This window comes from Dysgonomonas sp. 25 (genome assembly GCF_010501075.1).
Taxonomy (GTDB): Bacteria; Bacteroidota; Bacteroidia; order Bacteroidales; family Dysgonomonadaceae; genus Dysgonomonas.
The window spans coordinates 173,525-186,929 of the sequence record NZ_QVMN01000001.1; the positions used below are offsets into that span (position 1 = coordinate 173,525).

The 13,405-nt window shown below is 43.3% G+C and carries 13 protein-coding genes; 6 read left to right on the forward strand and 7 right to left on the reverse strand.

Translation table 11 applies throughout. The features are described from left to right. Positions 1-5: 5 nt before the first annotated feature. The 4 genes from uxaC to D0T66_RS00725 form a co-directional block, all read right to left on the reverse strand. On the reverse strand, positions 6-1,412 hold the full coding sequence (gene uxaC, locus D0T66_RS00710) for a glucuronate isomerase (RefSeq protein WP_163355112.1): 1,407 nt from the start codon (positions 1,410-1,412) through the stop codon (positions 6-8). Positions 1,413-1,418: 6 nt separating this feature from the next. Beyond that, positions 1,419-2,594 carry a mannonate dehydratase gene (gene uxuA / locus D0T66_RS00715; RefSeq protein WP_163355113.1) on the reverse strand — a complete coding sequence of 392 codons (1,176 nt, stop codon included), beginning with the start codon at positions 2,592-2,594 and terminating at the stop codon, positions 1,419-1,421. A 154-nt stretch (positions 2,595-2,748) separates the two neighbouring features. Then, on the reverse strand, positions 2,749-3,564 hold the full coding sequence (locus tag D0T66_RS00720; RefSeq protein WP_163355114.1) for an SDR family oxidoreductase: 816 nt from the start codon (positions 3,562-3,564) through the stop codon (positions 2,749-2,751). Between the two features lie 3 nt (positions 3,565-3,567). Continuing rightward, positions 3,568-4,650 (reverse strand): substrate-binding domain-containing protein, encoded by a 1,083-nt coding sequence (locus D0T66_RS00725; RefSeq protein WP_163355115.1) that lies wholly within the window; start codon positions 4,648-4,650, stop codon positions 3,568-3,570. Positions 4,651-4,969: 319 nt separating this feature from the next. Here D0T66_RS00725 and D0T66_RS00730 point away from each other — a divergent pair, with 319 nt between their 5' ends. From D0T66_RS00730 to rimM, 4 genes are all read left to right on the forward strand, one after another. Next, entirely contained in the window at positions 4,970-6,298 is a 1,329-nt protein-coding gene (locus D0T66_RS00730; protein WP_163355116.1) for a deoxyguanosinetriphosphate triphosphohydrolase, read from the forward strand. Between the two features lie 447 nt (positions 6,299-6,745). Continuing rightward, a complete protein-coding gene (locus tag D0T66_RS00735; protein WP_163355117.1) occupies positions 6,746-8,464 on the forward strand; it encodes a S41 family peptidase in 1,719 nt (572 codons plus the stop codon). Between the two features lie 27 nt (positions 8,465-8,491). Further along, positions 8,492-9,091, forward strand: a complete 600-nt coding sequence (locus tag D0T66_RS00740) for a DUF4290 domain-containing protein (RefSeq protein ID WP_163355118.1) — start codon at positions 8,492-8,494, stop codon at positions 9,089-9,091. Positions 9,092-9,093: 2 nt separating this feature from the next. Beyond that, positions 9,094-9,612 (forward strand): ribosome maturation factor RimM, encoded by a 519-nt coding sequence (rimM, locus tag D0T66_RS00745; RefSeq protein WP_163355119.1) that lies wholly within the window; start codon positions 9,094-9,096, stop codon positions 9,610-9,612. 2 nt (positions 9,613-9,614) lie between these two features. Here rimM and D0T66_RS00750 read toward each other — a convergent pair whose 3' ends face one another. From D0T66_RS00750 to D0T66_RS00760, 3 genes are all read right to left on the reverse strand, one after another. Next, the gene (locus tag D0T66_RS00750) at positions 9,615-10,556 is read right to left on the reverse strand and encodes a YafY family protein (RefSeq protein WP_163355120.1); all 942 of its coding nucleotides are present in this window, start codon (positions 10,554-10,556) and stop codon (positions 9,615-9,617) included. A gap of 68 nt (positions 10,557-10,624) precedes the next feature. After that, a complete protein-coding gene (locus tag D0T66_RS00755; RefSeq protein ID WP_163355121.1) occupies positions 10,625-11,044 on the reverse strand; it encodes a VOC family protein in 420 nt (139 codons plus the stop codon). A gap of 74 nt (positions 11,045-11,118) precedes the next feature. Beyond that, positions 11,119-11,643 carry a hypothetical protein gene (locus D0T66_RS00760; RefSeq protein WP_163355122.1) on the reverse strand — a complete coding sequence of 175 codons (525 nt, stop codon included), beginning with the start codon at positions 11,641-11,643 and terminating at the stop codon, positions 11,119-11,121. A gap of 30 nt (positions 11,644-11,673) precedes the next feature. On the opposite strand from D0T66_RS00760, the gene D0T66_RS00765 reads away from it, so the two are divergent. Together D0T66_RS00765 and D0T66_RS00770 are read left to right on the forward strand one after the other, a co-directional pair. After that, entirely contained in the window at positions 11,674-12,543 is an 870-nt protein-coding gene (locus D0T66_RS00765) for a GNAT family N-acetyltransferase (RefSeq protein ID WP_163355123.1), read from the forward strand. Continuing rightward, the gene (locus tag D0T66_RS00770; RefSeq protein WP_163355124.1) at positions 12,540-13,397 is read left to right on the forward strand and encodes a polysaccharide deacetylase family protein; all 858 of its coding nucleotides are present in this window, start codon (positions 12,540-12,542) and stop codon (positions 13,395-13,397) included. Before D0T66_RS00765 ends, D0T66_RS00770 begins: the two co-directional genes overlap by 4 nt. Positions 13,398-13,405 lie beyond the last annotated feature (8 nt).

Here is a 13,405-nt window from a genome sequence, read left to right on the forward strand (position 1 = left end):
GATGATTAGAATTTGAAAAAGTTCTTAGCATTGTAATACGATATATTTTCGACCATCTTGCCGATGAAATCCATCTCCGAGGCCGGTAATAATCCTTGTTCTACATCGTCGCCTATCAAGTTGCACAGGATTCGGCGGAAATAGTCGTGGCGAGGGTAGGAAAGAAAGCTGCGCGAATCGGTCAGCATGCCGACGAAACGGCTCAATAGCCCTTGATTCGATAACGAATTCATCTGGGCTTCCATTCCTTGTTTCTGGTCTAAGAACCACCATCCTGAACCGAACTGGATTTTTCCGGCGACCGTCCCATCCTGATAGTTTCCTATCATGGTAGCAACTAAATCGTTGTCGCGCGGATTGAGGTTGTAGATGATTGTTTTGGCCAGCTTATTGTCTGCATCCAACCTGTCGAGGAATTTGGCCATCGATTTGGCTGTGCATGGGTCGCTGATGGAATCGCAACCGGCATCTACACCTACGCGCTTCAGTATGCGCGAATTATTGTTGCGGATGACACCGTAATGAAATTGTTGTGTCCATCCCTTTTCCCAATCCATAAGAGCGCCTTCGTAAAGCATGGCGGATTTGAATTTGGATATTTCATTTTCGTCCAGTTCTTTTCCTCCGTAAACCTTGTTGAATATGTTATCTATCTCGTTTTGTGTATAATCGTCTGCATAGAAGCATTCGAATCCGTGGTCGGAAAGCCGGCAACCCATCTGTGCGAAGAAATCGTGACGGGCGCGTAGAGCAGTTATGTAATCGTTGAAGGTGGAGATAGCGATGCCTGATACGTGCGATAATTTTTCGACATATTGACGGAATTTTGCTGCCGATTCCACTGCCATAGCCTTATCGGGGCGCCATGTAGGCAATACTTTTATGGCGAAGCCTTCTTTTAGCAAGGCTGTATGATATTCCAGCGTATCCGTAGGGTCGTCTGTCGTGCATACCACTTCTACTTTGTAGCGCTTCATAAAACCGCGTGCCGAAAATTCGGGTGTACGCAATTTTGTCGTACATTCTTCATATATCTCGCGTGCCGTTTCGGGTTTCAGCAGCTTGTCGATACCGAATGCCGTTTTCAATTCGAGATGTGTCCAGTGGTAAAGCGGATTACGCATCGTATAGGGAACTGTTTCAGCCCACTTTTCGAACTTCTCCCAGTCGCTCGTTTCTTGTCCCGTTATATACTTTTCATCTATACCATTTGCCCGCATTGCCCGCCATTTGTAGTGGTCGCCTGCAAGCCACAATTCGCCCAGATTATCGAAGCGGTAATCTTCGGCAATCATCTTCGGGTCTAAGTGGCAATGATAGTCTATTATAGGCAACTCTTTTGCGTACTTGTGATACAACTCCACGGCAGTCGGAGTTTGTAAAACAAAATTGTCATCCATAAACTGTTTCATAGTATGCTATTTTTTGTATAGTGTTTTTGCTATTCCAAGTTCCAATCCCCGCAGTTCGGCCAGTCCGCGCAAGCGTCCGATACACGAATATCCCGGATTTGTTTTTTTGTGCAAATCGTCAATCATCTGATGTCCGTGGTCGGGGCGGAAGGGGATGGTTATTCCGCGTCGCTGCTGCAATTCGAGCAGGTTTTTCATAACGTTGTACATATCCACATCACCCTCTAAATGGTTGGCTTCGTAGAAGTTTCCTTCCTCGTCGCGCTTTGTCGAGCGCAGGTGTACGAAGTTTATCCTGTCGCCCAGCCGGGTAACCATTCCGGCGAGGTCGTTGTCGGCTCTTACGCCGAATGAGCCTGTACAAAAACAAAGTCCGTTGGATTCGTTCGGTACGGCTTCTACCAATCTGACGAAATCCCGCTCGGTGCTTAATATGCGAGGCAATCCCAATATAGGGTAGGGTGGATCATCGGCATGGATAACCAGTTTTACTCCCGCTTCGTCGGCAACAGGCGCAATCTCTTTCAGGAAGAGGATTAAATTCCGACGTAATTGTTCTTCGTCTATATCTTTGTAGCGGTCTAATTGTGCCTGAAACTCTTCGAGTGTAAAGCTCTCCTCTGCGCCCGGTAAACCGGCTATCATATTGCGTGTGAGGGTTTCTATATCTTCGGCAGTCATAGCTTCATAGCGGCTTTTAGCCTTTGCTATTTCAGCAGCTGTATATTCCTTTTCTACACCCGGACGTTTCAGTATAAATAGGTCGAAAGCTACGAATGCAGCCCGCTCGAAACGCAGAGCTTTGGAGCCATCGGGCATTGTATAGGCAAGGTCTGTACGCGTCCAGTCGAGCACAGGCATAAAGTTGTAGGTAATAATCTTTATACCGCACTGCGACAGGTTTCGGATACTCTCTTTGTAATTTTCGATATATTCCGCATAATTGCCTTCGCGTGTCTTGATATACTCGTGTACAGGCACGCTTTCCACAACCGACCATTTCAGTCCGGCTGCTTCTATGATGCTTTTGCGTTGTTGTATCTCCTCTATAGTCCATACGTCCCCATTCTTTATCTGGTGCAGCGCTGTGACTATACCTGTCGCGCCTGCCTGCCTGATATCAGAAAGGGAAACCGGGTCATTCGGCCCATACCATCGCCATGTTTGTTCACTTAGTATCATCTTATATTTTATATTATGTGTGCGCACACAAATGATGTGCAAAAATATTATCCCAATTATTTTTAAGACCTCAAAAAAATTAATATATGATAAACCGAATTATCTTTTTATTAATATGTGCGCGCACACAATTTTAAATAATATTACCTGTTATTCAAATTGAGAATGCATTGAAACCTCCATCTACTTCAATGATAGAGCCATTTACAAAAGAGGATGCATCACTTGCTAAGTAATGGATTATTCCCAATAGTTCATCCGCCTCGCCAAAACGATGGAAAGGCGTATGAGCCAATATCGATTGGGCGCGTTCGCTATACGAACCGTCGCTGTTCAGCATCAGATCGTGATTCTGGGTAGTGATAAAGAAGCCTGGAGCGATAGCGTTCACCCTGAACTGGTCACCGAACTTGCCCGATAATTCACCAGCCATGTATTGGGTGAAATTGGCAACAGCCGCTTTGGCTATACCATATCCCATCACACGGGTAAGTGGGCGGAACGATGACATGGATGCTATATTGATTATATTTCCTTTTCCGTTATCGACCATGCTTTTGGCAAAGGTCAGGGATGGCAATATCGTACCGAAAAGGTTAAGGTCTATGACCTTCCTCAAATCCTCGACATTGACATCGAATATCGTTTTATCAGCCGGAATGGTTGCTCCCGGCATATTTCCTCCGGCAGCATTGATAAGGATGTCTATCTTTCCATATAGCTCTAATATAGCGGTATTGCAACGTTCTAAGTCTTCTTTGCTCATCACATTGCACGAGAAGAACGAAGCCTCTCCGCCTGTGGATTTGATGGTATTGGCCAGTAAGTCGCCTTTTTCCCTCGACCGTCCCAATATAGCTATGTAAGCCCCTTCGGAAGCCAGATACTTGGCTATGTTGGAGCCTAATATACCATATCCTCCTGTGATGACGACAACCTTTCCCTCTATTCTAAATAGCTCATTCTTCATCGGTTATGATTTATGGTTGTTATAGTAATCTACATTCTCTTTTATCAGTATATCTATAGGCATATAGTTGTCCTTGGATATAGTCTCGTTGAACAGCCTGTAATTGCCGAGCGCCATAAGGGCGTTATAACCTTGCTCGCCGGGGCGCTGGGATAGGAGATAGGTGATTTTCCCTTCCTTCAAAGGTTCGGTATTACTGTCTATCGCATCATGGCCAATCAGCTTCACTTTCTTGCACAGTGCCGGATCTACCATTTCTAATAGCTTGACAAGCTCGTACGTCCGCGAGTTGAGAACAATTCCTCCGATTTGAAGCATCTCGTTTTGCTCGCGTAGAAACGCTTCGAGGCGGGTAACACTTTCTTCTGCATTGTCGGGATCTAACTCTAAGTGGTAAACCTTGTTCTTATACCCGTTCTCCTGCATGTACTGCATGAATCCCGTCTCACGGGCTTTCATCTGTACCGATATTTCGCTGTATGTCAGTTTTATGTGAGCAAAGAAGATGGAGGCATCGTGCCCAATCTCGTTCAAGAGCAACTTGGCGGCAACCTGTCCGCTGGCAGACGAGTCTCCCCCGAAGTAGGCATAGTTGTTCTGCCCCGATATATTGGAGTCGATGTATATATAAGGTATTTCGCCTGCATCCAAAGTCTGGGACAACTCGATAACGTGTTCTCCCATCAGGGTGGCGATGATGATGCCGTCGAAGTCCTTCTTTAGTAGCTCTTTGGAAGTGTCTATAAAGGATTGTTTGTCGTGCTGGTCGAAGTAGAAGTACCTGATATTGATATTGAACTTGCTAAGCTCGTCCAGCCCCCTGTTGATGCCTTCGCGGACTAACTCCCAGTAACTGCCCGGGGTGAAGGTCGGTATAATAGCGGCAAAGGTATATTTCTTCTTCGAGGCGAGGACACGGGCAACCATATTGGGCTTATATCCAATCTCTTTCAATACTTTCTCTACCCGTATGCGCTTATTTTCGGACACATGCCCCCTGTTATGCAAGACGCGATCGACCGTTCCGACTGACACTTCTGCCATCCGGGCGATATCGATAATCCGTACATTTGTTTTAGGTGTCATGTCTGGTAAATTAGGCTCTGTGTGCGCACACAATTCGGCGCAAAACAAAATTATTTGTACAAATATAACATATTTTTGAATAAAAAAAATTAATAAGCTGAAATTTCAAAAAATTATACAAAAAAGCACAGAATAGTTTTGTATACGAATTTACGAAATAAGGGAAAGAGCGGGTAGGTCTTCAGTGCGTAGATAATTCTTGCCTTATCCGGTATTTAAATTTAACACAATACTTCTTCTGAAAAGACAATCAGATGGCAATATTTTCAAATATACCTGATTCTTTGTACTTTTGACGTTTCATGAAATATATCGACTTATGAATTGGACGCAATTACTTTCTACAATACGCTTCGGTATGGAAGAATACCACGACGAGAAGAAGCACGACCGGACAGACTTTCAGCGCGATTATGACCGCCTGATATTTTCGTCACCCTTTCGTCGCTTACAGAATAAGACGCAGGTATTCCCCCTTCCGGGAAGTATATTCGTCCACAACCGCCTGACGCATAGCATCGAGGTATCGAGCGTAGGGCGGTCGCTCGGCGTGATTGTCGGTAAAGAACTTCGAGCGAAAGAGCCCAATTCGGAAGCCGCTTTTGAGGAAATCAGTTCGATTGTTGCCGCAGCCTGTCTGGCACACGATTTAGGTAACCCACCTTTCGGTCATTCGGGCGAAAAAGCTATCACAAGCTACTTTACGGAGGGTAGGGGACAACATCTCGAAAAGGCCGTGAGAGACGAGGGTGGACGCTGGGAAGACTTTACGCGTTTCGAAGGGAATGCCAATTCTATCCGCTTGCTTATCCACCAATTCAAGGGACGGCGCGAAGGTGGTTTTGCGATGACATATTCCATGTTGGCATCTATCGCCAAATATCCTTATGCTTCGACAGGAGGAGGAAAGAAAGGTAAATTCGGTTTCTTTCAGGCCGAAGAAGCGAGCTTCAGGAAAATAGCCGACCGATTGGGGCTGATACGTCTGCACGAACAGCCGTTGTCGTATGCCCGTCATCCGCTTGTTTATCTGGTGGAGGCTGCCGACGATATCTGTTATGAGATAATGGACATCGAAGATGCTCATAAATTGGGACTGCTGACAACGGACGAAACGAAAGAGATGTTTCTCAACTTTTTCGAAGCGGATCGCCAGCAGAAGATGCACAAGACAATGCAGCGCGTGACCGATGTCAACGAGCAGATAGCTTACCTGCGTTCGTCGGTTATCGGCTTGCTGATAGAAGAATGTGCACGGGCTTTTCTGGCAAATGAGGAGCTTATTCTTGCCGGAGAGTTCGACGGTTCGCTTATCAAGTATATAAGCGATTTGCCCCGAAAGGCTTACGGCGAATGTGCCGATATCAGCTTCCGGCGTATCTATAAATCCAAAGACGTGGTCGACATTGAGTTGGCCGGTCATCGGATTATCGGTTTCCTGCTCGATACTTTTGTTTCGGCTATTGAGCAGCCCGAAGCCAATTACTCCAAATTGCTGTTGAGCCGTATCCCTGAGCAATTCGAAGTAGATTCCCCTTCCCTATACACCCGTATTTTGGCGGTACTCGATTTTGTGTCGGGTATGACGGATGTTTATGCGCTCGACCTCTACCGCAAAATTACAGGCATGAGCCTGCCAACGGTGTAACTATTAAATCTTTGTTTATCAATATTAATTGAGCAAAAAAGTAACAAACCTCTACTCGTTTTTGCTGTTTTTATAGAATTACTTTTTATTACCTAACCACGAAGAACACAAAGATTCTACACCAAGCTCGCTAAGAGCAGACACGCTTGTCATGCCGACGATAGGAGGCATCTCGCCTTGTGGATGGAAAGAAATCCCTCACTTCCGTTCGGGATGATAATAAAAAGTAACACAAGTATACTTATTTCTTGTCAACTTGTTTACTTGTAACTGTGCGAAGCACGAAGTAACTCGTAACTATAAAAATATAGATAAAATAATTTGTGATTCATCGTCATTGTTCGGTGGTTTTTACGTTTTTTCGCACTTTTAGGCAGGATATAACAATAAAAAATGTTTCCTTTGCAACTTGGAATATTGAACAAACAACAAAATATATCATTTTACATGAAAATAAAACTGGTTTTTTCTGCCGTTTTTGTTTTACTCTTTGCCGGTATAACGACGCTGAATGCGCAGGAAGAAAAGAATAAAGAGCAGGAACGCTATTTCGAAATCAATAAAAACATTGACATATTCAATACATTGCTTCGCGAGTTGGATATGTTTTATGTGGATTCCATCGATTTGCAAAAGACGGTGAAAGCGGGTATCGATAATATGCTGTATACGCTCGATCCATATACCGAATATTACGACGAAGAGGCCACCAAACAGTTTACCACAATGACTACGGGCGAATATGCCGGCGTAGGGGCGGGTATTTTGTATAAGGATGATAGAATCATATTCAGCGAGCCATTTGAAGGTAAGCCTGCTGCAAAAGCCGGGATAAAGGCTGGTGATATTATCCTTGCCATTGATGGCGTAGATATGACAAAAACCGAGAAGGTAGAAGGCGAAACGTATGGCCGCTCATTGAGTAATTATGTAAGTTCGCACCTGAAAGGACAGCCGGGTACAACTATTACCATAAAAGTTGAACGTCTTGGAGAAAAGAAACCGCTGACATTCAAAGTTACCCGCGAAAAAATATCGATGGATATTATTCCATATTATGGCATTGTTGCCGATGGGGTAGGATATATCAACCTGACGACTTTCACGAATAAAAGTGCTGCCGAAGTAAAAGAAGCTTTTATGAGCATGAAAAAAGAGGGTATTACCTCTTTGGTATTCGATGTCCGTTCCAATGGCGGTGGGGTGCTTGAAGATGCGGTACAGATTGTGAATATGTTCGTGCCAAAAGGAAAAGTCGTACTTTCGACCAAAGGAAAGCTGAAACAATGGGATCGTACCTATCGTACAACCTTGGAACCAATCGATATGGATATCCCGCTTGTCGTATTAGTGGATAAAAACTCGGCTTCGGCTTCCGAGATTCTGGCCGGATCGTTGCAGGATATGGACAGGGCGGTGCTTATCGGCGAACGCACATTCGGAAAAGGATTGGTACAATCACCGCGCGAATTACCCTATAACAGCAGCTTTAAACTGACAACATCGAAATATTACATCCCGAGCGGACGATGTGTGCAGGCGATCGACTATTCGCACCGTAATGCCGATGGCAGCGTTGCCCGTACGCCCGACAGCCTGACTACCGTTTTCCATACGGAGATAGGACGTCCTGTGCGCGATGGGGGAGGCGTAACGCCGGATATCACGTTGGGTGAAGAAAAAGTAGTGACGATCTGCTATTACCTCGAAAATCAGTTTATTGTCTTCGATTGGGTAAGCAACTGGATGCTAAAGCATAAAACTATCGCTCCGGCAAAAGAATTTACGATTACGGATGCCGATTACGAAGATTTCAAAGCTTTTGTGAAATCCAAAGACTTCGAATATGACCGTATGAGCGAAAAGAGCATGCAATCGTTGAAAGAAGTAATGGAATTCGAAGGTTATATGAAAACGGCCGAGGCTGAATTCAAAGCATTGGAAGCTATGCTGAAACCTGATTTGGAACGCGATCTCGAAATCTTCAAGGAAGATATTGTAGCACAGATAAATGAAGAAATCGCTAAGCGCTACTATTACCAGAAAGGACAATATATTGTATCTTTGCGCAGGGATAGCGCGGTGAAGAAGGCACTCGAAGTATTGGCTAATCCCGACGAATACAGGAAAATACTTTCAGCACCGGAGAATAAGGAAAATAATTAAGAATAACAAAACAGGCTCAAAAAAACAATGGAATATAATACGCAGTTAAAAAAACTTGCATTGCCCGAGTACGGCAGGAATATACAAAATATGGTCGATTATTGCCTGACACTAAAAGACCGTGAGGAGCGTACGCATTGCGCGCATGCTATTATCAATATTATGGGAAATCTTTTTCCGCATCTGCGCGATGTGAACGATTTCAAGCATATCTTATGGGATCATCTGGCTATTATGTCCGATTTCCAGTTGGATATAGACTATCCGTACGAAATAATCAAGAAGGAGGAACTCTATTCTAAACCCGGAAAGTTGGATTACAGCCATCCGACGATGCATTATCGCCACTATGGTAAAAACCTCGAAAGGATGATTCAGATACTTTCTGACGGAGAGATTCAAACGCCGGAGGAGCGCGAACAGTTCCTTTGGTTGGTGCTTACCCACATGAAAAAATCGTATATGCAATGGAACAAAGAGGTGGACGACGAAAAAATCGTATATGATTTGTACGAATTGTCTAACCACAAAGTCGATTTGCGCGGTACGGATATCAAGCTGCCGGATATGAAAGATATGCTTATCCAGCGCAGCAATAACAATAATCAGAAGAAAAAGAAAAAATAACGATGATTCGGGAAAGCGAAGTTTTCAAAATAGGTAAATTCACTAAGCCTCACGGGGTGAAAGGAGAGATTGCTTTTTCTTTTGAGAACGACGTTTTCGACCGCGTCGATTGTCCTTATTTGGTCTGCCAGATAGATGGCATCTTCGTCCCATTCTTTATAGAGGAATACCGCTTCAAAGGAAAAGAGACAGCCTTAATCACATTCGAAGACGTCGATTCGGAAGAGAAAGCCCAGCGTTTTTCGGGGTTGGACGTTTATTTTCCCCGTTCGTATGTTGCCGAAGAAGATATACATCCCGAGGATTCGTGGAATTATTTTATCGGATTCACGGTGGTGGATAAGACAAAAGGGCAATTAGGTACAATCACTTCCGTCGATACGGCGACTATCAATACGCTGTTTGTTGTAGAGGGCGGAGACGAAGAATACCTGATTCCGGCAGTTGAAGAATTTATTACACAAATGGATTCAGCTAAGAAAATCCTACGCGTAAGCCTGCCCGAAGGATTGATAGAGTAGGGCTATACCTTCTTTTTATTCAGTATTTCATTTACAATCTGCGATAATTGCTCCGGCGACTTTATTTTAGCAATATCCATATACGACAGATACCATCGGGCAAAACGTTCGGGCGAGAATACCATAAAATGCAGCTCGACAACATCTCCGTCTTTATGTGCCTTTTCCAAGACTAATCCCTGATAGTATTTGCTATCGTCTATTATAGGTAGATCGGCTTTGTTCACTTCCACGATGACTTCCATCAGTTCGGTTTCTTCTTCCAAGCTCTTTAAAAAAGAATCGAGCGGAGGATGCTTTTTATCGATAGGGAGGTCTGTCTGCTTAATATCTTTTATGCGCGATATTCTGAAAGTCCTGTATTCTTCCCGATAGTTACAGAAGGCGACTAAATACCAATTGGACATAGAGAAAAAAATGCCGACAGGTTCTACCATCCTTATAGTCGTTTCGTTACTGCTATAGGCATGATAGGTCAGTTCCACCTTATTGCAGGCGGCTATACTGTTCATCAGGATATGCAGATAATTGTATGCGTCGGCAGTAGTAGGAGGATGAGAATCGAATATTCCGATATTCTTATTCATATCAATAATGATATCCTTTTCGGATACGTTCATCACAGCTCTTATCTTATCCACGCCCGATTTGTAGCTTGCCCGTATGCCAGAGTCGGTAAAGTTGTCTACCAACTTTTCGGCTGCCAGAAAGGCAAATGCTTCTTCCTGTGTGAACATAAGCGGAGGTAATTTGTAGCCTTCGACCAAAGAATAGCCTGCCTTAGAATCGCCCGATATAGGGATTCCTGCTTCTTCCAGTGCTCGAATATCCCGGTAAACGGTGCGGATGCCGATGCCGAAGCGCTCCGTAATTTGTTTGGGCTTCACCATCGTATACGATTGCAGCATGGTCAGTATGGCGGAAAGACGGTCTATCCTGTTCATTGTTTTAGAGATTGATACGACAAAGATAAGGTTAGCAGCTTTTATCCTGCTAACCTTTTTACTATAAATTATCCTTCATAATCATCGTCCGACATCATGATAATCCACGGAATGCCATACTTGTCGGTCACTTCACCTATACCCTCGGTGAAAAATGTTTTTACAAAAGGCATTGTGATTGTTCCGTTTTCGGCAAAAGCATCGAATACCCGCTTACATTCCTGTAAATCATCGAATGATAAGACTAACTTATTGTTATTCCCTGCTGTTACTTTCTCGTTATGATTGGCATCCTCTCCGGCTATCACGAAGTGAGGCGTTTTTATCTCTATGTAGCCGATTTTACCTTTGTCTTCTTCGGCCAGCCCCGCTATTTTTTCTTCTTCTTTTCGGAATAGGAATCCTACTTCACCCTTCAATGTCTGGCAATAAAAATTAGATGCTTCTTCACATGTTCCCGGGAATACTAAATGTACTTTCAATTTCATCGTTTTGTTCGATTTAGATTATTAATAAATGATTATCGGGAACAAAAATAGGATGGCACAGTGACAACCCTATGTCACGGTTTTAGGCTCTCTTTGAAAAAACTTTTTATTTTTAGTTGACTTTTGGGTACAAATTTATTCGTGCGGATATATTTTTCGCCTTTATATAGAAATGAAGACGGAGGTGAGTAAATAATGAAATCCTTGTAAATCTTATTGGGGATTATAGTATCTGTCCCGGGCATTTTGACAATCCTTTCGTCATAGACTTTATATTCAAGAAATAACGAATCGTTTTTTATGTTTGCTATATTTCCTCTCATTTTATAGAAGCCGTGTTCTGTGTAGAATAAGATAGAGTCACATTTTGGAAGCAATGTGTTGGATGTACTGATAGCCATAAAAGCGCTGTCGGTTATATAAAATGTTTCGAAACAACCAAAGGTGAAATTCTCTCCATCATCACATGGGATTCGCTCCCATTCGATATTTTCAGGAATCCATATACCATTCAGGGATATATCCTTATTGGTTTGCCCATAAGCAAAAGTAGTAATGGACAAGAATAGAATAATTGTGTATATTGTTTTTAAACTCATATATGCAAATATCAATAAATAAACTGAAAAATGCTTACTTTTGACAAACAATTAATCGCTGACAGAAGATTTATGGATTATGCGCTGAAAGAAATAACTGTAGATGAAGAATCGTTGAAAGAAATTACCGCATTTCTGCAAGAATCTTTTCCTAAGAACAAGAAATTTACCCTCGATTTTGTGCGGTGGCAATATACACAGAATCCGTTGGGGCAAATGCGTGGGTATAATGCCTACGATAACGGGAAAATAATATCTCATTTCGCAGGATTGCCCATCGATATGAATCTTTTCGGGAAGGAGCGCAAAGGTTTGTTGTGTATCAATGTCTCTACCAACGAGAATTATCGGGGCAAGAAGCTGTTTACCCTTCTGGGCGAAAAGACGATTGAATATGCCCAAGCAAACGGCTACGACTTTATGATTGCCGTCCCTAACGCCAACAGCTCGCATGCTTTCCTCAAATACTTCGGCTTTTATCTCATTTCTCCACTGACGGTCAAATTGGGCGTCGGAAAGAATATTTATTCCGACAAAGCTTTTAATTGCTACAAAACGTGGGACGAAAACCAAATGCACTGGCGATTGCAGAATCCTGATAATAAATATCACTTTACCAGAAAATTCATCTCGACACCTATATCCTATTTCTTCAAAACCCTGTCGAAGAATCCTTTACCTGATGCTGTCGCGCATATTGCTTCGTCCGGTATCGGCTTCCGCCCTTATAACCTGTATATCGGTTTGGGTGCTGAAACAAAGAAAGGATGGTACATAAATATACCGTCTTTTGTCAAACGCCCTCCGTTTAACTTGGTATTCAGGGATTTGACAGGTGAAATACCTGCGATTAAAAAAGAAGATATTTTCCTCCAACTAATTGATTTGGACACTATATGAAAACAAAACAACTCAATATCCTTTCGTTTGACATCGAAGAGTGGTATCATTTCGATATTTTCTCTTCGGAGGAGACGTGGCTCGATTATCCGCCGCGTATCGACGAATATTTGCCCCGCATACTGGATATATTAGACAAACACCAGACCAAAGCAACCTTTTTCTGCTTGGGATGGATTGCCCGTACTTATCCCGATGTGTTGAAACGGATACAGCAACGCGGACACGAACTGGCATGCCACAGCGATAAGCATTTCTTTGTGCGTGAGATGACGCCCGAATCGTTCGACGAGGATTTAAGGGTATCCAAAGACAGCATAGAGCAAGTGACAGGCGAAAAGATAACCTCGTTCCGTGCTCCCGCATTCAGTATTTCCGAAGATTCCCTTTGGGCATTCGAAGTATTGGCTAAAAATGGTATTGAGAACGATTGTTCCATATTTCCTACCACCCGTAGCTTCGGTGGCTTCCCATCTTTTGGCGAGGCTACTCCGGCAATACTAAACTATAAAGGGCATCAGCTTCGCGAATTTCCTATCAGCACAGGAAAGCTATTGGGCAAACAATTGGTTTTCGGTGGGGGAGGGTATTTCCGTTTGTTTCCGTATTGGTATATAAAAAAGGAAATGAAGAAGCTCGATTATAACATGACTTATCTGCACATGCGCGACTTCGATTACGAGCAGCCTCGTTTTAATCACCTGTCGGCCATGCGCAAATTCAAATCCTATTACGGAATAAAAGGAGCTTATCCGAAATTCGAAAAGATGTTGCGCGATTTCAACTGGATGGACTTGTCACAAGCCATCGAAAGCATAGACTGGAATACAATCAGAACCATAGAACTAAAATAATAATATCA

Bases quoted from the DNA above. Each gene is read 5' to 3' on its own strand.
- uxuA (WP_163355113.1), bottom strand. From the start codon at position 2,594: ATGATACTAAGTGAACAAACATGGCGATGGTATGGGCCGAATGACCCG.
- D0T66_RS00750 (WP_163355120.1), bottom strand. From the start codon at position 10,556: ATGAACAGGATAGACCGTCTTTCCGCCATACTGACCATGCTGCAATCG.
- uxaC (WP_163355112.1), bottom strand. From the start codon at position 1,412: ATGAAACAGTTTATGGATGACAATTTTGTTTTACAAACTCCGACTGCC.
- D0T66_RS00735 (WP_163355117.1), top strand. From the start codon at position 6,746: ATGAAAATAAAACTGGTTTTTTCTGCCGTTTTTGTTTTACTCTTTGCC.
- D0T66_RS00770 (WP_163355124.1), top strand. From the start codon at position 12,540: ATGAAAACAAAACAACTCAATATCCTTTCGTTTGACATCGAAGAGTGG.
- D0T66_RS00730 (WP_163355116.1), top strand. From the start codon at position 4,970: ATGAATTGGACGCAATTACTTTCTACAATACGCTTCGGTATGGAAGAA.
- rimM (WP_163355119.1), top strand. From the start codon at position 9,094: ATGATTCGGGAAAGCGAAGTTTTCAAAATAGGTAAATTCACTAAGCCT.
- D0T66_RS00765 (WP_163355123.1), top strand. From the start codon at position 11,674: ATGCTTACTTTTGACAAACAATTAATCGCTGACAGAAGATTTATGGAT.
- D0T66_RS00740 (WP_163355118.1), top strand. From the start codon at position 8,492: ATGGAATATAATACGCAGTTAAAAAAACTTGCATTGCCCGAGTACGGC.
- D0T66_RS00725 (WP_163355115.1), bottom strand. From the start codon at position 4,650: ATGACACCTAAAACAAATGTACGGATTATCGATATCGCCCGGATGGCA.
- D0T66_RS00720 (WP_163355114.1), bottom strand. From the start codon at position 3,564: ATGAAGAATGAGCTATTTAGAATAGAGGGAAAGGTTGTCGTCATCACA.
- D0T66_RS00760 (WP_163355122.1), bottom strand. From the start codon at position 11,643: ATGAGTTTAAAAACAATATACACAATTATTCTATTCTTGTCCATTACT.
- D0T66_RS00755 (WP_163355121.1), bottom strand. From the start codon at position 11,044: ATGAAATTGAAAGTACATTTAGTATTCCCGGGAACATGTGAAGAAGCA.